Annotated in this window: 24 protein-coding genes; 11 read left to right on the top strand and 13 right to left on the bottom strand. The window is 34.3% G+C overall.

Annotated elements, in window-relative coordinates; genetic code table 11:
• Positions 1-48 precede the first annotated feature (48 nt).
• Positions 49-1,020 carry a helix-turn-helix domain-containing protein gene (locus G9Q29_RS04690; protein ID WP_166133844.1) on the top strand — a complete coding sequence of 324 codons (972 nt, stop codon included), beginning with the start codon at positions 49-51 and terminating at the stop codon, positions 1,018-1,020.
• 67 nt (positions 1,021-1,087) lie between these two features.
• On the opposite strand, the gene G9Q29_RS04685 is transcribed toward G9Q29_RS04690, so the two are convergent.
• Positions 1,088-1,729 (bottom strand): protein-L-isoaspartate(D-aspartate) O-methyltransferase, encoded by a 642-nt coding sequence (locus G9Q29_RS04685; protein WP_166133842.1) that lies wholly within the window; start codon positions 1,727-1,729, stop codon positions 1,088-1,090.
• A gap of 156 nt (positions 1,730-1,885) precedes the next feature.
• Here G9Q29_RS04685 and G9Q29_RS04680 point away from each other — a divergent pair, with 156 nt between their 5' ends.
• The 8 genes from G9Q29_RS04680 (at position 1,886) to G9Q29_RS04645 (ending at position 9,945) form a co-directional block, all read left to right on the top strand.
• Positions 1,886-2,851 (top strand): Gfo/Idh/MocA family oxidoreductase, encoded by a 966-nt coding sequence (locus tag G9Q29_RS04680; RefSeq protein WP_166133840.1) that lies wholly within the window; start codon positions 1,886-1,888, stop codon positions 2,849-2,851.
• An 81-nt stretch (positions 2,852-2,932) separates the two neighbouring features.
• Positions 2,933-3,820 (top strand): 3-hydroxyacyl-CoA dehydrogenase family protein, encoded by an 888-nt coding sequence (locus tag G9Q29_RS04675; RefSeq protein WP_166133838.1) that lies wholly within the window; start codon positions 2,933-2,935, stop codon positions 3,818-3,820.
• Between the two features lie 89 nt (positions 3,821-3,909).
• Complete coding sequence (locus G9Q29_RS04670) at positions 3,910-5,133, top strand: DUF1015 domain-containing protein (RefSeq protein WP_166133836.1); 1,224 nt, start codon at positions 3,910-3,912, stop codon at positions 5,131-5,133.
• A gap of 22 nt (positions 5,134-5,155) precedes the next feature.
• Positions 5,156-5,818, top strand: coding sequence for a YggS family pyridoxal phosphate-dependent enzyme (locus G9Q29_RS04665; protein ID WP_166133834.1), 663 nt, complete (start codon positions 5,156-5,158; stop codon positions 5,816-5,818).
• 67 nt (positions 5,819-5,885) lie between these two features.
• Positions 5,886-7,247, top strand: a complete 1,362-nt coding sequence (locus G9Q29_RS04660; protein WP_166133832.1) for an exonuclease domain-containing protein — start codon at positions 5,886-5,888, stop codon at positions 7,245-7,247.
• 18 nt (positions 7,248-7,265) lie between these two features.
• Positions 7,266-8,096, top strand: a complete 831-nt coding sequence (locus G9Q29_RS04655; RefSeq protein WP_166133830.1) for an ion transporter — start codon at positions 7,266-7,268, stop codon at positions 8,094-8,096.
• A 160-nt stretch (positions 8,097-8,256) separates the two neighbouring features.
• Positions 8,257-9,174 (top strand): tRNA (adenosine(37)-N6)-dimethylallyltransferase MiaA, encoded by a 918-nt coding sequence (gene miaA, locus G9Q29_RS04650; protein WP_166133828.1) that lies wholly within the window; start codon positions 8,257-8,259, stop codon positions 9,172-9,174.
• A 30-nt stretch (positions 9,175-9,204) separates the two neighbouring features.
• Complete coding sequence (locus tag G9Q29_RS04645) at positions 9,205-9,945, top strand: acyl-[acyl-carrier-protein] thioesterase (RefSeq protein ID WP_166133826.1); 741 nt, start codon at positions 9,205-9,207, stop codon at positions 9,943-9,945.
• 56 nt (positions 9,946-10,001) lie between these two features.
• Here the strand turns inward: G9Q29_RS04645 and G9Q29_RS04640 are convergent, their stop codons facing one another.
• The 12 genes from G9Q29_RS04640 to G9Q29_RS04585 form a co-directional block, all read right to left on the bottom strand.
• Entirely contained in the window at positions 10,002-10,718 is a 717-nt protein-coding gene (locus tag G9Q29_RS04640; RefSeq protein WP_166133824.1) for a response regulator transcription factor, read from the bottom strand.
• Positions 10,719-10,721: 3 nt separating this feature from the next.
• Positions 10,722-12,305: a sensor histidine kinase gene (locus tag G9Q29_RS04635; protein ID WP_166133822.1), complete on the bottom strand. Its 1,584-nt coding sequence runs from the start codon at positions 12,303-12,305 to the stop codon at positions 10,722-10,724.
• 59 nt (positions 12,306-12,364) lie between these two features.
• On the bottom strand, positions 12,365-12,961 hold the full coding sequence (coaE, locus tag G9Q29_RS04630) for a dephospho-CoA kinase (RefSeq protein ID WP_166133820.1): 597 nt from the start codon (positions 12,959-12,961) through the stop codon (positions 12,365-12,367).
• A gap of 1 nt (position 12,962) precedes the next feature.
• Positions 12,963-13,961, bottom strand: coding sequence for a glycosyltransferase (locus G9Q29_RS04625; protein WP_166133818.1), 999 nt, complete (start codon positions 13,959-13,961; stop codon positions 12,963-12,965).
• 123 nt (positions 13,962-14,084) lie between these two features.
• Positions 14,085-15,275 carry an enoyl-ACP reductase FabV gene (fabV, locus tag G9Q29_RS04620; RefSeq protein WP_166133816.1) on the bottom strand — a complete coding sequence of 397 codons (1,191 nt, stop codon included), beginning with the start codon at positions 15,273-15,275 and terminating at the stop codon, positions 14,085-14,087.
• A gap of 96 nt (positions 15,276-15,371) precedes the next feature.
• The gene (gene recN, locus G9Q29_RS04615) at positions 15,372-17,024 is read right to left on the bottom strand and encodes a DNA repair protein RecN (RefSeq protein ID WP_166133814.1); all 1,653 of its coding nucleotides are present in this window, start codon (positions 17,022-17,024) and stop codon (positions 15,372-15,374) included.
• Between the two features lie 53 nt (positions 17,025-17,077).
• Entirely contained in the window at positions 17,078-17,962 is an 885-nt protein-coding gene (gene porD, locus G9Q29_RS04610; RefSeq protein WP_166133812.1) for a type IX secretion system protein PorD, read from the bottom strand.
• Between the two features lie 65 nt (positions 17,963-18,027).
• On the bottom strand, positions 18,028-19,239 hold the full coding sequence (coaBC, locus tag G9Q29_RS04605; RefSeq protein ID WP_166133810.1) for a bifunctional phosphopantothenoylcysteine decarboxylase/phosphopantothenate--cysteine ligase CoaBC: 1,212 nt from the start codon (positions 19,237-19,239) through the stop codon (positions 18,028-18,030).
• Between the two features lie 9 nt (positions 19,240-19,248).
• Positions 19,249-19,566 carry a DNA-directed RNA polymerase subunit omega gene (locus G9Q29_RS04600; RefSeq protein WP_026709525.1) on the bottom strand — a complete coding sequence of 106 codons (318 nt, stop codon included), beginning with the start codon at positions 19,564-19,566 and terminating at the stop codon, positions 19,249-19,251.
• Positions 19,567-19,574: 8 nt separating this feature from the next.
• Entirely contained in the window at positions 19,575-20,369 is a 795-nt protein-coding gene (locus G9Q29_RS04595) for an outer membrane protein assembly factor BamD (RefSeq protein WP_166133808.1), read from the bottom strand.
• A 128-nt stretch (positions 20,370-20,497) separates the two neighbouring features.
• Positions 20,498-21,385, bottom strand: a complete 888-nt coding sequence (gene dapA / locus G9Q29_RS04590; protein WP_166133806.1) for a 4-hydroxy-tetrahydrodipicolinate synthase — start codon at positions 21,383-21,385, stop codon at positions 20,498-20,500.
• A gap of 10 nt (positions 21,386-21,395) precedes the next feature.
• Positions 21,396-21,914 carry a DUF6913 domain-containing protein gene (locus tag G9Q29_RS04585; RefSeq protein WP_166133804.1) on the bottom strand — a complete coding sequence of 173 codons (519 nt, stop codon included), beginning with the start codon at positions 21,912-21,914 and terminating at the stop codon, positions 21,396-21,398.
• Between the two features lie 47 nt (positions 21,915-21,961).
• On the opposite strand from G9Q29_RS04585, the gene G9Q29_RS04580 reads away from it, so the two are divergent.
• Both G9Q29_RS04580 and G9Q29_RS04575 read left to right on the top strand, forming a co-directional pair.
• Positions 21,962-22,741 carry a 5'-nucleotidase C-terminal domain-containing protein gene (locus tag G9Q29_RS04580; protein ID WP_166133802.1) on the top strand — a complete coding sequence of 260 codons (780 nt, stop codon included), beginning with the start codon at positions 21,962-21,964 and terminating at the stop codon, positions 22,739-22,741.
• Between the two features lie 148 nt (positions 22,742-22,889).
• Complete coding sequence (locus G9Q29_RS04575) at positions 22,890-23,801, top strand: bifunctional metallophosphatase/5'-nucleotidase (protein ID WP_166133800.1); 912 nt, start codon at positions 22,890-22,892, stop codon at positions 23,799-23,801.
• Positions 23,802-23,820: the final 19 nt, after the last annotated feature.

The following is a 23,820-nucleotide window of genomic DNA, read 5'->3' as shown; positions in this document are numbered from 1 at the left end:
TCAATTGATGACTTAAATCGTCAAGACTCGCAAAAACATTTCAATTATATGCACCAAATGCTTAAATCAGCGCGCGAACAAAAAGGTTTGAAAACTCGAGAAGTAGCGCAATTATTAGGCATTGATCAGGCTTTAATTAGCAAATTTGAAACCGGAAACCGTAAGCCTACAAGAGACCAATTAGTCAAACTAGCTCAATTACTTGAAATAGATATTGAAAAAATTGTGATACTTTGGCTTAAAGATAAAATCCTAAACGAAATCAATAACGAAGAATGGGCAATGCAAGCCTTACAACTCGCTCAGCAGGAATTACAAGTAATTACTAAACCAAAAAAGTTCGAGCCTTCAAAAATCCTTTTACGATTATTAGATGAAGTTACTTCTTTGAAAAATGACTTGAGTACAATTAGTCACTTTGACCGATACCGCATCTCCAAAGCTTTAGAAATAGAACTCACTCATGAAAGTAATCGTGCTGCAGGCAACAGCATGAGTCTTGAGGAAACAGATTTGATTATCAACAAAGGCCACACGATTTCAGGTAAAAGCATGCGCGAACACCTTGAAGTCATTAATCAGCACGAAGCACTCGCCTACCTTCGTGACCTTGCTCAAAACAATACAGTTATCAGTCCTAAAGAATTACATACCCTTTATCAATTGTTAATTCGCGGAATTTCATCAGATGCAATTGAAAATCAGACAAATGAATCAAACAAGGAATTGGAAAGCTTTTTCACATGGTTCGAAAGCCAAAAAAATGAGCTTCATCCTATGATTTTTGCTGTACAAACCTATCAAAAGTTAAGAAGGCTGTCTGTTTTTGATGTTGAAATTGAAAAAATGGCGTGCCTAGTAACAAATTATTTATTCTTACTGAATGGTTATACACTTTTACCGATTATTCAAACCTTATTAAACACAACAAATTCAAGCGAAGAAGAAAATTATATCGCTGTGATTAATGAACAGAAAAACATTTTGAAACGATATGGTTTAACTACTTCAATCGAATGAAATTGAAATAGAAGCTGAAAATCTAATAATAAAAAAGAGATTAACCTCAGAATACCCGATATCTTACTTAATTTTTATCTTCCAAAAGCGGTACAAATCGAAATTCACCAAATTCGTGTTTTTCAAATTGGGTTTCGTTTTTACGAATAAGTAACGTCATGATTTGAACGTCTTCGCCAAGCGGAATTACCAATCGACCTCCAATTTTTAACTGAGCCATTAACGGCTGCGGGATAAAAGGAGCACCCGCAGTGACAATAATACTATCAAATGGCGCATAGTTTGGTAAACCTTTGTAACCATCACCAAAAGAAAGATGCTTGGGTCTAATATGCAATTTCGGAAAAAAATTAGATGTCTTTTTAAACAACTCTTTTTGTCGTTCTACGCTATATACTTTAGCTCCCATGGTACACAAAACAGCCGTTTGATATCCCGAGCCAGTACCAATTTCTAAGATTTTATCTTCTTTTTTAACTTCTAACAATTGCGATTGAAAAGCTACCGTGTAGGGTTGCGAAATAGTTTGCCCCGCCCCAATAGGAAAAGCCTTGTCTTGGTATGCGTAATCCTCAAAACTAGAATCTAAAAACAAGTGTCTTGGTATCTTTTTAATCGCATCAAGTACATTTTTATCTACAATCCCTTTTTGCTCTAAAATGCTTGTTAGTTGATTTCGAAGTCCTTGATGTTTGGCTGTATCTCTCAAAATGGGGTAGTTTTATTTTGGTAAAAATAGAGGGAAAAATGCCAAAAAGCAAATGGCAATTTGCAAAAACAATCCTTGCAATTATAGCCTGAAATTGGACTTTTTTAAATTGAATTTTAATCATATTATTGCTATTTTTGTAAAAATTACATCGTTATGCTAAAAATTGGAGTATTAGGTGCGGGTCATCTAGGAAAAATACATTTGCGTTTATTACAACAATCTGAAAAATATGAATTAGTTGGTTTTTACGACCCCAATCAAGAAAATGCTGAAAAAGTAGCTAAAGAATTTGGTTACAAACATTTTAGCACTATCGCTACTTTAATACATGCTGTAGATGTAATTGACATTGTTACTCCTACTCTTTCGCATTACAAATGTGCCAAAGTCGCAATCAAGTCAGGAAAGCATGTTTTTATTGAAAAACCAATTTCAAACACTGTTGAAGAAGCCGAAGAAATTATCGCTTTGGCAAATGAATACAATGTAAAAGGGCAAGTTGGACATGTGGAGCGCTTTAACCCTGCGTTCATTGCGACCAAAAATATGATCGAAAACCCAATGTTTATTGAAGCACATCGTTTAGCAGAATTTAATCCTCGTGGAACCGATGTTCCTGTTGTTTTAGATTTAATGATTCATGATATTGATGCTATTTTAAGCGTAGTACAATCTAAAGTAAAAAATATAAGTGCGAGCGGAGTTTCTGTTATTTCTGACACTCCTGATATTGCCAATGCCAGAATTGAATTTGAGAATGGTTGCGTTGCTAACTTGACCGCAAGCCGAATTTCGATGAAAAACATGCGCAAATCACGCTTTTTCCAAAAAGACGCTTACATCTCCGTTGATTTCCTAGAAAAAAAATGTGAAGTCGTTAAAATGAAAGATGCTCCAGAAGTTCCAGGCGATTTTGATATGATCTTGCAAAATGCTGAAGGAGTAAAAAAACAAATTTACTTTTCGAATCCTGAAGTCGAGCAAAATAATGCCATTCTTGATGAATTAGAATCGTTTGCAGATGCCATTACCAACAACACCACTCCTACTGTAACCTTAAATCAAGCAACAGAAGCGCTGCGAGTAGCGTATCAAATCATTGACTGCTTTAAAAAATAAATATAACTACTTTCAAGTTTACCGTTTTCAGTTACTCATAATAACTTTAAACTTTAAACTTTTAAACTTTAAACTCAAAATATGAAAACAATAGCCGTAATTGGTGCAGGAACAATGGGTAATGGAATAGCACATACCTTTGCGCAAAGTGGTTTTACCGTAAAATTAATAGATGTTTCTGAAAAATCATTAGATAAAGGAATGGCAACTATTGCCGCTAATTTAGATCGAATGATTGCTAAAGGTACTATCACCGAAGAAGATAAAACAAAAACAATTACCAACATTATTACTTACAATGACATCGAAGATGGAGTTGTTGGCGTTGATTTAGTTGTTGAAGCGGCGACTGAAAACGTAGCTTTAAAACTGAGCATTTTTGAGAAGTTGAATAAACTATGTTCTCACGATACTATCTTGGCTACCAATACATCGTCTATTTCTATCACACAAATCGGTGCTGTTGTAGCGCACCCAGAGCGTGTAATAGGCATGCACTTTATGAATCCGGTGCCAATTATGAAATTGGTGGAAATCATTCGCGGGTACAACACTAGCGATGAAGTTACAAAAACCATCATGAGCCTTTCTGAAAAATTAGGAAAAACTCCTGTTGAAGTAAATGACTACCCTGGATTTGTTGCCAACAGAATTTTAATGCCAATGATCAATGAAGCTATTGAGACTTTGTACAATAAAGTTGCTGGTGTGTATGAAATTGACACGGTGATGAAACTAGGAATGGGACAACCCATGGGACCGCTACAACTTGCTGATTTTATTGGTCTTGATGTGTGTTTGGCAATTTTAAATGTAATGTACGACGGATTCAAAAATCCAAAATATGCGCCTTGTCCATTACTTGTAAACATGGTTCGCGCCGGAAAATTAGGAATAAAATCAGGTGAAGGTTTCTATGATTATTCTGAAAGCAAAAAAGCGGAAAAAATATCTAAACAATTTATTTAATGTCATAAATATTGAAAGTCAAAAGTATCAAGGTAAACTTCTGTCAACCTTGAACTTTTGACTTTTGACCTTTGACTTTTGACTTAATTATGGCAAAAATAATTCCTTTTCAAGCGGTGCGCCCTACTCGTGATAAAGTTTGCCTTGTAACGTGCAGGTCCTACGAGGAATATGTCAATGCAGAGCTTGCTGCACAACTAGATTTTAATCCGCTTTCTTTTTTACACATTCTAAAACCCGCTTACACCAATCAAGAAAGTGTTTCTTTCGAAAAAAGATACCGACAAGTACATCAAAAATACCAAGATTTCAAAAATGAACTCATCTTGGTAAAAGATAAAAAACCAGCACTATACATTCATAAAATTGTCAACAAAACGCAATCCTTTACTGGAATTATTGCAGGAACAAGCGTAGCGGATTATTGCGAAGATCACATCAAAAAGCACGAAGATATTATTGCGTTTAGAGTGCAATTGCTTAAGGAGTACATGAAACACGCCGCCTTCAATACAGAGCCGGTTTTAATGACCTACCCTGACAACAAAACCATCGAAAATTGGATTTTTAATTGTACCCAAAAATTAGCCGATTTTGAATTTTCAACGACCAAAAAAGAAATTCACTATCTCTGGAAAATTGATGACGCATTAGAAATAAGTTGGTTGCAAAAAATATTCGCTCAAACAGAAAGCTTGTACATTGCCGATGGTCATCATCGAACAGAAGCCATGAGAATGCTTGCTGCGGAAAATGATAATCCTGAAAACACGACGACAAACCACATTTTGAGTTATTTAATTTCTGAAAATAATGTCAAAATATACGAGTTCAATCGATTAATCAAAGATTTGAATGGCTTGACCAAAGCTGAATTTTTACATCAAGTTAGTGCTCATTTCACAATCGAAAATAGAGCGCAACAACCATTTCAACCGATTCAAAAACATCAATTTGGAATGTATCTTGAAGAGGAGTTTTACAGTTTGACTTTAAAATCTGAAAATCTAAACTTTGAAAGTCCATTGGATTCATTAGATGCTCAAATTTTATACACTACAATATTGTTGCCTATTTTAGGTATTGAAGATTTGCGTAATGACGAACGAATTGACTACCTTTCAGGAAAACAGGCCGTTTTAGAGTTAAAAAATAAAATAGATCAAGGCGAATTTGAGTTAGGATTCTTTCTTTTCCCTTCCAATATTAGCGAAATCAAAGCCTTAGCAGATGCTAATTTGATAATGCCACCGAAAAGCACATATATCGAACCCAAATTCAGAAGCGGATTGGTCGTTTACGAATTTGATTAGGTTAATACATAAAAACAAAACCATGTCTATCACAAATAATTTACAAAGCATAAAAGAATCCTTGCCGGACCACGTTACTTTAGTTGCAGTTTCAAAAACGAAACCTGTATCCGATTTGATTCAAGCCTATGAAGCGGGTCAACGCATTTTTGGAGAAAACAAAATCCAAGAAATGGCCGATAAATGGGAACAAATGCCCAAAGACATTCAATGGCACATGATTGGTCACGTGCAAACCAATAAAGTAAAATTTATGGCGCCGTTTGTAAGCTTGATTCATGGTGTAGATAGCTTAAAACTATTACAAGAAATCAATAAACAAGCGTTGAAAAACAACCGTATTATTGATTGTTTATTACAAATTTATATCGCCGAAGAAGAAAGTAAATTTGGTCTTGATGAAGCTGAACTGACTTCCCTCCTTTCCTCAAATGAATTTGAAGATCTGAAAAACATTAGAATCGTTGGATTAATGGGAATGGCAACTTTTACTGACAACAAAGATCAAATCAAGAAAGAGTTCACGCAATTGAAAACAATTTTCGAAAAAACGAAAGCTTTAACAATTTCAAACTGCCAGCTCGAGACCCTCTCAATGGGAATGTCCGGTGACTATCAACTTGCGATTGAATGTGGTAGTACTATGGTTAGAATAGGAAGTAGTATCTTTGGGGGGAGAAATTAATTTCAATTTCAAAGTCGATAATGCTGTTAGAAACTGAATACTAAAAACTGAACACTGAATACTTATTTTGTACGCAATACTCGACATAGAAACCACAGGAGGACAATTTAACGAAGAAGGAATCACTGAAATTGCCATCTATAAATTTGATGGACATGAAATAGTAGATCAATTCATAAGCTTGGTCAATCCTGAAATTCCCATACAGCCGTTTGTTGTAAAACTTACTGGTATCAATAATGCTATGCTTACTTCAGCACCCAAATTTTTTGAGGTAGCCAAACGGATAATTGAAATTACAGAGGGTTGCGTAATTGTGGCGCACAATGCTTCTTTTGATTATAGAATCCTGAGAACAGAGTTCCGCAGATTAGGCTATGATTTTGAAGCCAAAACACTTTGTACCGTTGCTCTATCACAGAAATTATTACCAGAACAACCATCACATAGTTTAGGGAAGTTGGTACGTGCACTTGGCATTCCTATGGCCGACAGGCACCGTGCAAGCGGAGACGCATTAGCTACCGTTAAACTGTTTAAAATTCTTTTAGAAAAAGATTTAGAAAAAGAAATCGTAAAAGATTTCATCAAACTAGAAGTACAAAAAGGCATTGCTCCCAAACTCTTAGACATTGTGTCAAGTTTACCATCAAAGACCGGTGTTTACTACATTCATAATGAGAAAGGAAATCTGATTTACATTGGTAAAAGCCGAAACATCAAAAAAAGAATCAACCAACATTTTACTGGAACTACAAAAAAATGCAAAAAAATTCAAGCTGATGTTTACACTGTAACTTATGAAGAAACGGGTAGTGAACTAATCGCTTTATTAAAAGAAAGCGAGGAAATCAAAGTCAACAAACCCATATACAACAGGGCACAACGCAAAAGTATTTTTCAATTGGCTTTGTATGTAGAAAAAAATGAGAAGGGATATTTGAACTTAAAACTTCAAAAAGCGGATGGTCGTAAAAAAGAAATCACGTCTTTTACTTCTATCCAAGAAGGAAAAAATGCCTTATTCAGAATCACATCTCATTACAATTTATGCCAAAAACTAACGGGCTTGTACGCTAGTAAAACAAATTGTTTTCAATACACCATTAAAGAATGTGATGGAGCTTGTGTAGGCGAAATAACTCCTGAAGAGTACAATACAAGAGTGCAAGCTTTTATCGACAAAAATAGTTTTGACAATCAAAACATGATTTTAATTGACAAAGGCCGAACTATAAGCGAACGCTCAGCGGTATTAATTGAAAACGGAATTTACAAAGGGTATGCTTTTTATGATTTAAACTACCAAATAAACAATGTTGAAATCCTAAGAAACATCATTATCCCCATGCAAAATAATCGCGATGTGAAAAATATTATTCAAGGACACATCCGAAAAAACAAGACGTTAAAAATAGTTCATCTCTAGATAACCATATTAGCTACTATGCAGCGATTCAAATCAAAATTTGACACGTTCAGACAACAAACAAATATCATAATCTACGGCACTAATACAGCCGCTGGGCGACTATTTGATTTGGTTTTATTACTTGTCATTCTTGCAAGCGTAGTTATAGTAATGCTAGAAACAGTCAAAGAAATCGATACAAAATATCATACAACACTGTTGCTTTTGGAGTGGATAATTACTGTTTTTTTTACTTTAGAGTACCTGTTACGCATTATTTCAATCAAAAAACCACTTACTTATATTTTTAGTTTTTATGGTGTTATTGACTTAATCGCGACTTTACCCATGTACTTTTCGTTATTTTATGTAGGTACGAGTGTACTAACTGTGGTAAGAGCACTGCGATTGCTTCGCTTATTTAAAATTTTAAAACACCCTCAATTTTCATCACAATCTACGCATCTTAAAGAAGCTTTGTTAGCCAGCCGTGGTAAAATACTCATATTTATTTACTTCATGCTCATTAGTAGTGTCATCATTGGATCTGTCATGTATGTAGTCGAGGGCAAAGAAGGCGGCTTCACAAGTATTCCCATCAGCATTTACTGGACAATTGTCACGCTCACAACAGTAGGATACGGTGATATTTCACCCATTACACCTCTTGGCCAAACCATCGCATCTGCAGTTATGATTATGGGTTACGGAATAATTGCAGTCCCAACCGGAATCGTATCGGCAGAGTTTGCTAATAGTCATCGAAAAAAATTAAAAGCCGAAAAAATAAATCCATGTGCCACCTGCGGAACAGACGGACATGAGTTTAACGCTAAATATTGTTTCCATTGCGGAACCGAATTATAATTTATTAACCTTGAAGCCAATCCAGCTGTTCACAGCAACTCCTCGTGACTTCAGTTGTTTTTCTAAGGCATAAAAGGAGCTTCCTACGGTCGCTCTTTTACACCAAGAAAAACAAACTTCAATCACTGTGGGGTTTACGTTGCCATCTGGGCTAAAAAATATGAAATACCTAATCACTATCGTCGGTCCTACAGCTATCGGGAAAACTTCCCTTAGCATTGTCTTGGCAAACCACTTTAATTGCGAAATCGTGTCATGCGACAGCCGACAATTTTTTAAAGAAATGACCATTGGTACCGCCGTTCCAAGCCTAGCTGAATTGGCTGCAGCCAAACACCATTTTATTCAAAACAAGTCTATTTTTGAAAATTATACAGTAGGAGATTTCGAAAAAGAAGCCATTGCTAAACTTAACGAACTATTTCAAAGTAATGATTTCGTAATTTTAGTAGGCGGCTCAGGCTTATACGTTGATGCAATCCTAAAAGGCTTTGATGAATTTCCTGAAATTGATCCTGAATTGCGTATTCAAATAAATTCACAATACGAAAAATTGGGAATTGGATATTTACAACAAAAACTAGAACAACTTGATCTAACCTATTACAAAACCCTAACCACAGAAAATCCGCAAACTTTACAAAATCCGCAGCGCATGATGCGTTTTGTAGAAGTATGCCTGGGAACGGGAAAACCGTATTCCTCTTTCTTGAACCAGAAAAAAAACAACCGAGACTTCACTCCTATATTAATCGGTTTAGAAGCTGACCGAAAGATAATCTATAACAGAATCAATCAGCGTGTAGATATTATGATGAACGAAGGCTTGCTAAACGAAGCCAAAACTTTATATCCCAATAAAGAACTAAACGCTTTACAAACGGTAGGATACAGAGAATTGTTTAGCTTTTTTGATAAAGAGTTTTCATTAGAATTTGCCATCGAAGAAATAAAGAAAAACACGCGACGTTTTTCTAAACGTCAATTAACTTGGTTTAAAAGAAATGAAAACACCAAATGGTTTGACTTTGAGACGCCGTACACAACCATTATAGATTACATTAGAAAGTACAAATAATTCATTAAATCATAATTCATACTTAAATACATGCCTATTTCCCCTAATTTCAATTCCATTATCACCAAACAATGGGATATTAATTTTACACAATGTGCGCCCAATGGCTTTTTAAAATATACAGATTTATGTAATATGTTACAGCTTACTGCAGCTGCCCATTCTGAACTTGGTGGTATTAGTTTTTATGACATGCAGGAGTTTCACCAAGCTTGGGTTTTAAGCCGCATGCGCGTTGAAATAGCAGAACTTCCAAAATGGGGCGATACTGTAACGGTTACAACATGGATCAATTCATTAGAAAATTCGCGTTCCGTTCGTGCCTTAGAGATGCATTTGAACGGAAAAAAAATTGTGGGCGCCGAAACCTTTTGGGCTGTATTCAACACCCAAAAAAGACGTCCTGAAGCATTGGCTTTGCCATACGATCACTTTGAACTTTATCCTGAAAAAAAGGCTACCGCAAACGGATTTAGCAAAGTAAATGTAAGTACTGCCACAAGCAAAATTGCCGATAAAACAGTGTACATGTCAGATTTGGATATTGTAAACCACGTGAACAATGTAAAATACTTAGAATGGTGCCTTGATTACACTGCGGCACCTTTACTATTAAAACAACAATTACAAAGTATTGAAATGAATTTTTTAAAGGAATTATCACTTCAAGATCAAGTAGAAATTTTAAAACAAGAAGATGATTACGAGAGCCTTTTTAACATTACCACAGAAGGAAAAACGTGCTTTGCTTTGCAACTCAACTGGAAATAAAAAAATGCCCTAAGAAATAAATCTTAGGGCATTTTTTTTACTATTTTTAACAGTAATTATTGAGCTACTTTGTTTTTTACAACTAATCTGAAGCCTTCACCGTGAATGTTTAAAATTTCAACATCCTCATCTAATTTTAAGTACTTGCGTAACTTTGCAATATACACATCCATACTTCTTGATGTGAAATAATTATCATCTCTCCAAATTTTAGTTAATGCTAATTCTCTTGGCATTAAATCATTTTCATGCAAAATAAGCATTTTAAGCAACTCATTTTCTTTTGGAGAAAGTTTTATTGGCTCCTCATCTTTGTACGTTAAAAAACGTAGTTTAGAGTTCAAATGAAATTTACCAACATTAAATTCAAACTGCACTTGTTCAGCTTTGGTGTCAGATGATTTTCTTTGAATGATGGCTTTAATTTTCATTAACAAAACCTCAGAGTCAAATGGTTTATTTAAGTAATCATCAGCTCCTGCTTTGTAACCTTTTAACACGTCCTCCTTCATGGATTTAGCAGTTAAAAAGATGATAGGAACATCATTATTTTTTTCTCTGATTTCTTTTGCTAGTGTATATCCATCTTTGTAAGGCATCATGACATCTAAAATGCAGAGGTCATAGGTATCTTTTTTGAATTTTTCAAATCCTTCCATACCATTTTTAGCTAAAGTCACATCAAAATCATTTAGCATCAAATAATCTTTCAAGACAGCTCCAAAATTAAGATCGTCTTCTACTAAAAGTATTTTTTTATTTACATTTTCCATATTCTAATTTATTAATGGTAATTTTATTATGAAGGTACTTCCTTTTCCCTTTTCACTTTCTACATAAACTTGACCGTTATGGTCGTCAACAATTCTTTTTACATAAGCAAGACCTAAACCGTGCCCTTTTACATTGTGGATGTCTCCAGTATGTTCTCTATAAAATTTTTCAAAAACTCGTTTTTGAGCTATTTTACTCATTCCTAAACCTCTATCTCTAACTTTTATAATAATAACATCTTTGATATTTTCAGTATAAATATCTATTTCAGGTGCGTTAGGAGAATACTTTATCGCATTTTCTAAGATATTCACGATCACATTGGTAAAATGAACATCATTTATTAGAACCGTTGTTCTTACGGCTTTAAAATAACATTGTACTTTACCTCCTCTATCTTCCAGTATTAAATTCACATGATCTATAGCATCCTCTATTATATCATGAATATTGTTTGAATCCTTTGTAATATCTAGCTCTTTCTTCTCTAATTTAGATATTCGCAAGACATTTTCAACTTGGGCGTGCATGCGCTTGTTTTCGTCCTTAATCATTTGCAAATATCGAAGCACTTTTTCCTTATCCTCAATTATTTTTGGGTTCCTTATTGCATCAAGAGCTAGGTTAATGGTAGCAATTGGTGTTTTGAACTCATGCGTCATATTATTGATAAAGTCGTTCTTTATTTCCGATATCTGACGTTGTCTAATTAACTGATTCAGTGCACTAGTGTAAGCGATCAAGATGATTAATGTAAAAACAATTGAAAGTATCGTGATACTAACCAATTCTGACAATAAAAACTTCTTTTTCTGCGGAAAAGTAACTAGTAATTGGTATTTACTATTGCCCTCGTTATCCGTAAAAATAGGAATAGAATATGTTGCCTCTTTATTGTATTTAAAATCATTAGATTTAACAGCTGTAGCAATATTATTATTGTATACACTAAACTCAAATTTGGTATTGACACCAGATTCTGCCAGTTCTTTTTTGATTAATTTACTAAGCGTTTCCTTCGAAACTCGCTCCTGAATTGGCAAAACAGAAGCAAAATCTTTGTAAAAAATCTCAAATGAAGCATTGTCTAAAACATTCAAATTCCCTGACTTTTCAATTTTAATATCAGGAATCATACTTTGGCTCAACCCCGAATTATCGATTGAATTATCATCATAAACCTCTGTTACCCTTTTGGAGCTAAAGCTTTTGAATTTATCATTGTTGTATTTTTTATCAAAGAACGACGGTGAAATATTGTAATCTTCAGATATGATACTGTTCGAATAAATAATCGTTTTTTTGGTACGAGGATTTTTTTGAACATAGTAAAATTCCAAGATATCATCTCTCTTTGGCACCTTACCTGTACTATCCTTGTAATGATTTATCTTATCGTAAAAATTATAAGCTTCTTGTTTCTGAATCTTTTCGGCAACATTGCCAATCACTTGGTTCACATGAAACTTGAATTGCTCATTGTTATTTTCAAAAGAATTGTTAAACCAATATACTTGTACAAGAATTATCCCAATTAGGGACAAACTCATTAACAATACAAGCAGTCTAAAGAAAAGTTTATTCATCGAAACAAATTTAGTATTTTAACAATATATTAAATGATAGATTAACCAAACATTAACACCTAGGGTTGTTTTTGTTTAATCTCTAAAATTTTAAGAATTTTAGTAACTTGTGCTTTAGCTAATTCTAAATCATCATTTTCAATAACAAAATCGCTTAAAGGAATTCGCTGACCATCAGTCCATTGTGAATTCATTCTTTGCAAAACAAGCTCTCTAGAAGTTTGGTCTCGTTGCATAACCCTTGCTATTCGGGCCTCTGTGCTTGCAATTACAGTTATAACGCAATCACATTCTTTATATTTTCCACTTTCAAATAAAATGGCAGCTTCATAAAGTACATATGGAAAATGTTTTTGCTCCAGCAACCAATTGTCAAAATGTTTTTTCACTGCAGGATGAACAATTCTATTCAATTTTTGCAATTGTTGAGATTCATTAAAGACAATAGAAGCTAATTTTTGTCTGTTAATTATACCATTTTCAACAACACCGCTACCAAAAACATCTGCTACAGCGGCTATAATGTCAGGATTCTGCATTACTTTCTTGCCTGCGTCATCGGCTAAATAAATAGGAACACCAGCCTCTTTAAAATAAGTAGCAATAGTAGATTTTCCGCTACCAATACCTCCAGTTAACCCGATAATTTTTGTCATATTATTTTTTAAAAAATAACTCTGGAAATGCTACTTGGGGTTTTTGTTTTAAAACAATTACTTTAATGTACGATTGTAAAAAACCAGTACCGTAACCATAAAATTGTTTCCACACAGCGACAAGCGATAAATAGCCAATTTTTAAGCTTTTGGTTTGGTAGGTTGCCGTTCCAAAAAGTATTGCGAAATACAAGAAATACAACTGTAAAAAATAATCAAAATTGCAAAATACTGCTAAAACAGCTATTACTAAACCAACGATAAATACAGTTGGAAAGAAAAAAGTTAATTTGTTGTGCTGTGGATACCAACTATTTAAAATAGGCCTTGCTTTACCAAACTTGGTTACTTGAACTGAGAATTTATCCCAATCGATTCGGCGTTTGTGATACACAAATGCATCTGGAAACAATTTGGTTTCGAATCCTAAATTCCACAAGCGAATGGATAAATCTGGATCTTCGCCTGGATGAATGTTCCCAAAGCCTTTTGAAGCTTGAAAGGCTTTCCGTGACAATCCCATATTGAAACTACGAGGCTGAAATTTATCTATCTTTTCAGATCCACCACGAATACCGCCAGTTGTCAAAAAAGAGGTCATGGCAAAATTTATTGCCTTTTGAATATCTGAAAAACTATCCAAAGCACGATCTGGACCACCAAAACAGTCTACATAATTCTTCTCTAAAGCACTAGCTACATTATTCAAATAATCGGCTGGAATAATACAATCAGAGTCAAAAATGATAAAATAATCACCACGGGCTTTATCCATTCCATAGTTTCGAGAATCACCCGGTCCTGAGTTTTCTTTGTAATAATAACAAATATCCAATCGATCGCCATACTTACTGGCTACATCTTGACACCTAATGGTCGATCCATCTTCAATTAAAACAATTTCAAACAGTTCGGTATAGGTCGTTTTTGATAGGCTTTCTAATAATTCATCAACTTCGTCTGGCCTATTGTATACTGGAATAATTAAGGAAAATAACATAATGGAAAATGGTGGTTTTACAACACTTTTTTGATTCAAAAAATTTTAACAAAGATACTCTAATCCATAAAAAAACCATCAACTTTTCAGCGATGGTTTTTTATATAATTTTATGATTTTGAATTAAGCAATGCTTTCAATTCCCATCATTTCATTAGCCTCTGCTTTATAATCAACACCAGCTACGTCAAATCCGAATAAGTTATAAAAGTCTTTTCTGTATCCTTCAAGATCACCTATTTCAGCAACATTTTCAGTAACAGCTTGATCCCAAAGTAATGCAACCTTTTCTTGAACATCGGCACGCATCTCTAAATCGTCAATTCTAATTCTACCGCTTTCATCAACAGGAACTTCACCATTAGTGTACAAACGCTCTTCGTACAAACGTTGAATTTGCTCGATACATCCTTCATGAATTCCTTCTTGCTTCATGATTTTGTATAACAATGAAATGTACAAAGGAATAACTGGAATAGCAGAACTCGCTTGAGTTACCAATGCCTTATTTACAGATACAAATGCTTTTCCATTCAAATCAGCTAAGCTATTTGTAATTTCAAAAGCAGTTGCTTCTAGGTGATCTTTGGCACGACCGATAGTTCCTTTTCTGTAAACAGCCTCTGTCAATGCTGGTCCAATGTATGAATAAGCAACAGTTGTAGCTCCCGGAGCAAGCAAATTAGCTTCTTTTAAAGCGTCAATCCACATCGCCCAATCTTCACCACCCATTACGGCTACTGTATTTTGAATATCATCATCATTACATGGAGCAATTGAAATTTCAGAAACTTTTCCCGAGTGAAAATCAACTGTTTTGTTGGTAAAAGTATCACCAATTGGCTTTAAAACCGAACGGTGCAAAACACCAGTTACAGGGTGCAAACGCACTGGACTCGCCAAACTGTAGATTATTAAATCAACCTGACCCAAGTCGGCTTTGATTAAATCAATAGTTTGTTGTTTGATTTCATTTGAAAAAGCATCTCCGTTGATACTTTTAGCATATAAACCTGCTTTGTGTGCTTCTGCCTCAAAAGCTGCAGAATTGTACCATCCTGGCGAAGCTGTTTTTCCTTCTGCTGGTGCTTTTTCAAAAAACACACCAATAGTAGCAGCATCAGATCCAAAAGCACTAGTAATTCTTGAGGCTAAACCAAATCCAGTAGAAGCTCCAATTACCAATACTTTTTTAGCACCATCAATACTGCCTTTTGATTTAATATATTCAATTTGATTTTTTACATTTTGCTCGCATCCCGCTGGGTGAGATGTTGTGCAAATAAATCCTCTCATTCTTGGTTCAATAATCATATTCTTGCTTATTCGTTTATGTACAGTTTTAGTTTTTTTTTGTGCATTTGTAGTTGTAATTACAATTCAAAACGCAGACAAATATAATTTAAAAAATTAGTTCAACAAGGCTTTTGCATGATTTAAGGCAGAGTCAGAGACTACAGTTCCAGACAACATTTGAGCGATTTCCACTACTCTATCTTCAGCAGACAGCAATCTCAATTCCGATTGCGTATCTTCTCCTACAGTTGATTTTAACACTTTGAAATGCGCATTTCCTTTGGCTGCAATTTGCGGTAAATGCGTAATCGCAAATATTTGCATCTGTTGACTCATTTGCTTCATAATTTCACCCATTCTGATAGCGATTTCACCTGAAACTCCAGTATCAATTTCGTCAAAAATTAAAGTAGGTAGTTTTGAATACTGTGCCAAAATAGCTTTTACGGCCAACATTATTCGAGACATTTCACCACCAGAGGCTACCTTTTTCAAAATCCCGAAATCAGTTCCTTTGTTTGCCGAAAACAAAAATTGAAGTTCATCTTTACCATTAGTATGATATACTTTTGATGGCAATACTTGAATGTCAAAGCGAACGTTGGGCATACCCAAAGATGCTAAAATAGTAATCAATTGCTCTGTCAAGACCGGAATAGCGACTTGTCTATTTTTACGAATCACTTCGGCCATAGTATCTAATTGCTCTGTATGAGAAGACAACGAAGCAGTTAAGATTGCAATATCCTGTTCCATTGTTCCTAACTCCAGTACAGCATTCTCTAATCCAGTTTGGATAGCCAACAACTCTTCTACAGTTGCTACTTGGTGTTTTTTCTGTAAAGAGAAAATCAATTGTAATTTTTGACTTAATAAGTTAAGTTGTTCTGGATCATCAATCAACTTTTCCGCATTGCGATTCATTTCAGCAGAAATATCATTAAACTCAATAGCTAAACTTGTAATGCGATCTAATAACAAGTTATACTCTTCAGAAAAAGAAGCAATTTTTTGAAGAGAAGCTTTAATTTCATTCAAATTATGTAAAACTCCAATTTGCTCTTCGTTCGAAATTGACAAAGCTCTTTGAAGAGACTCTTTGATGATTTCAACATTATTTAATTTTTCAAATTCTGTCTCTAAAACTTCTTGCTCACCAGCTTTTAGTTTGGCAGCCTGCAATTCTTGCAGCAAAAAGGTATTGTAATCTTGTTCTTTTTTAGATTCAGCTTGTTTTTTAAGTAGCGCATTCAATTTAGATTGATCTGATTTGAATTTTTTTAACAAGGATTGATATTCTGAAATAGTTTCATTGTTGGAAGCAATTGCATCAATAATTGCAAACTGTACTCCTTCATCAGATAATTCTTGAGTTTGTTGCTGTGAGTGAATGTCTAAAAGAAAAACACTCAAATCCTGCAACTCTTGTAAATTCGCTGGACTGTCATTTATAAAGGCTCTTGACTTACCCGATGGTAAAATTTCACGTCGGATAATAGTCTCATCTTCGTAATCCAGATCGTTCGCCTCAAAAAACGGACGAAGATTGTATTTGCTAATTTCAAACTGTGCTTCAATTACACATTTTTCTTCTTTATTTTTTAGAGAACTCAAGTCAGCTCTTTTACCAAGAACCAATCCTAGAGCACCCAAAATTATCGACTTTCCAGCGCCAGTCTCTCCTGTAATTATAGAAAATCCAGATGAAAAATCTATTGAAAGTTTTTCTATTAAAGCGTAATTTTTTATCGAAAGTGACGTAATCATTAGTTTGATTTATTAATAGATAATTGGCAGTAAAAGAGGATTTTTTTTAGGGATTAAAAAGTCATCATAGCCCACTTACTAGAGTTTAAAGGCGAAATTTTATTCAATCCATCAACCAAATCTGCGGTAGGTACAGATGGTCCTCCTGAAAAAATGGAAACTATTTCATCAGACTTAGCGTCAAAAAAAACTCTTGACAAAAAAGCATTAGGCCTTGATGTATTTAATTTGGAAAGATTTATCAGCGCTGTTTTTACGTTATCTTTCGCGCTCCTTCCATCCTGACTCATTACATCCAGAGCGGTGTGGTAATCATACATTGCTTGCCTAATTGGCTGGAATGGTGGCGAAAGTAAATCATTTATTAAAAAGAAACGCGTTTGATTTCCATCTGCTTGACTCCACCCTTTAGCACCACCCTGCTGTGCCACGGTTGCAATGTTTTGAGCAATCTCAAAACTATTTGAACCAGAATTAGCTACAAAAGTGTCAGCATCTAGGCCCAAAATCATATAACTATAAAAAGCTAAAACAGAAACTAAATTAGAATCGTACGAAGCTGGGTTAAAAAATAGATTTTCAAATTCAACGTACCTAAAACTAAAATCTTTATCGTTGTAATTTAAAACTGGAGAAGCATAAGTAGAATTATAAATTGGACGAGAGGATTGTACCTGAATAGAAGCTGAAAATTGATCAGAACTATTAGAATTGATCGTAATGTACATGGAACAATTAATCTTTTCGGACTGTTTTAAAGCTTTGCCTGTCCAATCGGTTTTGTTAACAAACTCTGTTATTGATGTTTGTAAGGTTTTAAAAACCTGCTGATTCGTTGCACTCAAACGCTGTGAATCAACAGTAACGGTACAGTTAAGCTGCTGTGCTTGTCCGTATCCACAAATAAAAAGGAGTAAAAAAGCATATAATTTCTTCATCTTTAACTTTTAGTATTTGTTTGACTCGACTTTTTTAGGATAATAGCATATTAACTGCACTCTAACTACGAATCAAAATGTTCTAAAACTTTTGCTACAATATCGGTAGCAACTGCCTCCTTAGATTTTAACGGCATTGGTTCAATGACAAAATTCTTATCAATGAAAGTAATTTTGTTAGTTGGTGTACCAAATCCTGCACCGTCATCTTGTAAGGAGTTTAAAACAATCAAATCTAGGTTTTTTTTCTGAATTTTCAATTTTGCATTCTCAATTTCATTTTCGGTTTCTAAAGCAAAACCAATCAAAAATTGCTGTTTTTTATGAGCTCCAAATGAGGCTAAAATATCTTTTGTTTTTTCTAGCTCAATTGTGAAATCATCAGATGCTTTTTTAATTTTCTGATCAGCCTTGTACTTAGGCTTATAATCTGCCACAGCGGCAGCAGCAATAGCTACATCAACATCATTATAAAATTCGTGACATGCATGGTACATTTGTTCTGCAGCCACAACAGGTACAACTTGAATTAACGAATGATTAATTTTTAAATGCGTAGGACCTGTGACTAAGGTAACCGAAGCACCTAAATCAGCGGCAACTTGTGCTATATCAAAACCCATTTTACCCGACGAGTAATTACCTATAAAACGTACGGGATCAATCGCTTCGTATGTCGGGCCAGCAGTAATTAGAATTTTTTTACCTTTCAAAGGCAATTTACCCTCTAAATCAGCTTCTATAAAAGCGATAATATTTTCCGGCTCTGCCATTCTGCCTTCGCCAGACAAACCACTTGCTAACTCACCTGTTTCTGCAGGAATCATCATATTACCAAAACTACTTAAAGCTTGAAAACTAGCAACAGTGGATGGATGCTTGTACATATCTAAATCCATAGCTGGCGCAAAATAAACCGGACATTTAGCCGACAAATAGGCTGCAATAAGTAAATTATCACAGGTGCCGTGTGTCATTTTCGATAAAGTGTTGGCTGTTGCTGGAGCAATAACCATAAAATCAGCCCAAAGTGCTAATTCTACGTGATTGTTCCATTTTTCATTCTCGTCGTCTTGATTGTAAAAACTTGAGTGAACTGGATTTTTAGAAAGCGTAGATAAGGTAAGCGGCGTTACAAAATCCTTAGAAGCAGGTGTCATTATCACTTGGACATGTGCACCTGCTTTTATGAAAAGTCGAACTAATGACGCTGTTTTATAGGCTGCAATTCCACCAGAAATTCCTAGTAGAATTTTCTTCCCGTTTAAAACTGACATAGTATGCTATTATTTGTTTGAATCTCTGTGGTAGATTTTTCCATCTAACCACTCTTGAACTGCTAATGCATGTGGTTTTGGTAATTTCTCGTAAAATTTAGACACCTCGATTTGTTCTTTATTTTCAAAAACTTCTTCAAGACTATCATTGTATGTGGCAAACTCTTCTAATTTCTCTGTCAATTCTTTTTTGATTTCAGAGTTGATTTGATTTGCTCTTTTAGCCATAATGGTTATCGCTTCATACACATTACCAGTAGGTTCTTCAATAACTGTTTTGTTATAAGTTATTGTATTTACTGGAGCATTCGTCTTTTTTAAATCCATGACTTTATTTATTTAGTAAATTTTTGTAAATCTTTTTCTATTCGAGCCAACATTGCTGCTGCCTCTTTTTTATATTTTGTTTCTGCGTTGAACTTCATCAAACTTGACTGTGCTACCTTAGCCGCATTTAAACGTTCTTCCATTTTAGATGGAATACTGTTTATTGCCAATTGGTAGGCTGAATCAAACTTGTAAAACAAAGCATCTTCTTTGTAAGGTGTACCTGGATAATCAGCAACGAAATTATCTAAAGCTACGATGGCAGCTTTATACTCTGTCACGGTATGATAACCTTTAGCATTTTCGTAAACCTTTTTTTGAATTTTACCACTTAAAGTCTGTACTATAGCATTCGCTTCTGCTAAATAAGTTGAATTAGGATAAGCATCAATAAAAGTTTGCAATTTATCAAGCGATTTGTTGGTCTCCGTTTGATCCAAACTATACACGGGAGATAACATTGAATAACTCTTAGCTCCAAGGAAGGCTGCTTCCTCTAGTTTTTCACTTTTTGGATAACCTGAAACAAAACTTTCAAACTGATATCCTGCCAAATAATATTGTTTGGTTTTAAAATACGACTGAGAGAACATGTAAAACAACTTTTCTGCTTGAGGTTTTCCGCGATACGAAGGTGCTATTTGCTCAAAAAGTCGGATGGCTTTATTGTATTTACCAGCATCATACATTTTAGTTGCTAAATCAAATTTAACAGCCACATCTTCTGATTTTAAGGCTTTTTGATACTCATTACAAGAGCAAAACAGGACAACTACAATAAAAAGCGATATTATTTTTTTCATTTTCTTACTTATTTCATGATTTGCAAGCTGAAACTACTTACAGAATCACGCCGAAGTTTCGTCGGCAAATTTAGTTATTAATTTAGCGACTGCAAAATATATTTTTTATTTAAAAAAAGCGTCTTTATTTAGCTAATTTTTGAAAGTTTCCCCACAAAAGCAGCAATTCTACTAGACAAATCATCATTTACAGTAACTAAAGGTAAACGTACCGTATTTTCGGTTAAACCTAGTACACTAAAAATTTCTTTAATCCCAGCTGGATTTCCTTGTTCAAAGATCATATCAATACTTTCAGCTAAAAGGTATTGCGTTTTAAAAGCTTCATCTACTTTACGATTAAGCCCCAAACGAATCATCTCAGAAAATTCTTTTGGAAAACCCTGCCCTATCACTGAAATAACCCCGGCTCCTCCTGCCAAAACCATTGGCAAAGCAATCATGTCATCCCCAGAAATCACCAAGAAGTCTTTAGGTACATCTTTAATTAATTGCATCGCTTGAACTAGATCTCCCGCTGCTTCCTTAATTGCAACTACATTGCTAAACTCATTTGCTAATCGAACCACAGTTGCAGGCAACACATTACTTGAAGTCCTACCAGGAACATTATATAAAATTACAGGAATTGGTGATGCTTGCGCAACCGCCTTAAAATGTTGGTAAATTCCTTCTTGTGTTGGTTTATTGTAATAAGGAGACACCGATAAAATAGCTGTGAAGGCTGATAAGTCTCTAGTTTTCAACTCCTCCACTACTTTTGCAGTATTATTTCCGCCTACTCCCAAAACTAAAGGTAAAATGCCTTTATTCGCCTCAATAACAGTTTGAATTACTACCTCTTTTTCTTCTTGAGAGAGAGTGGCATTTTCGGCAGTTGTACCTAAAACTACTAAATATTCAATTCCTCCATCGATAGAGAATTGAACAATTCTTTTCAAAGCTTCTATATCGATTGAAAAATCTTTTTTAAATGGAGTGATTAAGGCTACTCCGGTTCCTATTAATGCCTGCATGATCTTATATTTATATTTTGTTTAGTATTTTTAGATATTTGAATAACTCGTCAACAAAAACCTTAGGCTTTGTGTCTGGGGTTTGTAGTAAAAAATGATTCAATCGTTCGTCTATAGTATCAAAACCTACTTTAAATCCTGCTTTTGACTGTTGTGCTACTTTCATCAAAAAGGGATTCGCCTCGTCGAAAAAATTAACTAACAAATCAAAATCTGTATTACAAAAATCAGTTATAAATTTCTCATTAATTGCACCACTCCAACCGAAATCTTTAGAACCAAAATGACTGTACTTGTCTGTAAATTCATTCCTTTTCTCTGAATTAAAAACCAAAAAAGAACAGTTTTCTACTTTAATTCCGTGTGTCAAAATTTGGTTCAATAAGTCATCGTGATAATCTTTACTTTGAGCATCTGCTAGTATCCCAACTGTTTGCACACGGTTATTTACAACATTTGTTTTTAAATTATCCCAACCGTAATTTAATGATTTTTTTACCAAAAAACGCTTTATATAATTTAAAAACATAGTACTTTTACCTGATTACAAATTTAATTAATAAAGTCGCATTTAAAATGGTAAATTTAAAAAAGTATAACGATGTTTTGAAACTTTTTGTTATATTCTTAACACTTATTTGTATTGCATCTTGCAGCAGTCAAAAATATTACATTACAAAAATTGAGGGAAAAAAAGTTCCAATTACCAACACCAATTCACAAGTTGCTGCAATTGAAAACTTTGTAGCACCTTACAGAGAACACATCAATAAAGACTTAGATAATGTTTTGGCAATTTGTCCTGAAACTCTGGACAAAAGTAATGGGAAATGGCAAACCAAAATCGGAAATTTAATGGCCGATATAACATTGCAATATGGTACGAAAGCATTTCAATTAAGAGACAAAAAAAGTATAGACATTTGTTTGCTTAATAGTGGTGGTATTCGTTCTATTCTTCCAAAAGGAAATGTAACGGCTCGAACAGCTTTTGAAATTATGCCTTTCGAAAATAGTCTAGTAGTAATTGCACTAAAAGGAGAGCAAATTATTGAAATGGTAAATTTCTTTATTGCCGAAAAAAAACCACACCCTTTAGCAGGAATTACATTTACAATTGACAAAAATAAATTTGCTAAAAACATTGTGATACGAGGAAAACCAGTTCAAAACGAAACTATTTACTACGTTGGTACCAACGATTATCTAGCCAATGGTGGCGATAACATGAACTTTTTCAAAAAAGGTATTCAAAAATTTGATTTAGAATACAAATTACGCAACATCTTAATTGATTATTTCAAAGATGTTGATACTATTGCGGTTCCCAACGATATTCGTATCACAGAGGAATAAAACATAGTTTTAAAAAGAATTTATCAGAGAAAAATAATAGCAAAATAGATCTGCACCGATTAGGATTTTCTGTTTGGCGATAACAAAATAAGGATCAGTATTTTAAGTTTTAAAATATTGCTCCTGCTTTTAATAAAAAAGTATACACATGAAAAGAAGAGAGTTTATAGAAAAAACCGCTGCCGGGTCTGCATTACTTGGTTTAGGAGTATCATTAAGCAGTTTTGGAACTTCAAAAACAAAACATTTGACGATTTTACACACAAATGACGTGCACAGTTACATTGATCCATTTCCTGCTGACCATCCGAGAAACGCTAATATGGGCGGTGTGGCGCGCCGAGCTGCATTAATTGAAACGGTACGTAAAGAAAATCCAAATGTACTTTTGCTTGATGCAGGAGATATTTTTCAAGGAACTCCGTATTTTAATTATTACGGAGGCGAATTGGAATTCAAATTAATGAGTATGATGCAATACGATGCATCTGCTATTGGTAATCACGATTTTGATAATGGAATTGATGGTTTACGCGCACAATTGCCACATGCAAAATTCGATTTTTTATGTGCTAATTACGATTTTAAAAATACTGTGATGGACGGTTTTGTAAAACCATTCAAAGTATTTAACAAAGATGGTATCAAGGTGGGAGTTTTTGGACTTGGAATAGAATTGGCTGGTTTAGTTGATAAAAACTTATCAAAAGAAACAGTGTATAATGACCCGCTAGAAATTGCCCAGGATATGGTGCGCATTTTGAAAAAAGAACAAAAATGTGATATTGTAATTTGCCTTTCGCATTTAGGATACAAATACAGAGACGAACCTAATAAAATCTCTGATATAAAATTAGCCGAACTTACTCAAGATATTGATTTAATTATTGGTGGTCACACACATACTTTTCTAGACAAGCCAACAGTTTTAAAAAACAAAGCTGGTCAAGATGTACTTGTCAACCAAGTAGGTTGCTACGGCATAAATGTAGGGCGCATTGACTTTTATTTAGATAATGAGAAGGCTAAAGCCGTTGATGGCAAAACTATAATTGTATAAAACTCCTTCAACTAAAAAT

The sequence above is a fragment of the Flavobacterium turcicum genome (genome assembly GCF_011365745.1).
GTDB classification, from domain to species: Bacteria; Bacteroidota; Bacteroidia; order Flavobacteriales; family Flavobacteriaceae; genus Flavobacterium; species Flavobacterium turcicum.
This window is presented reverse-complemented; position numbering and strand designations above follow the sequence as displayed.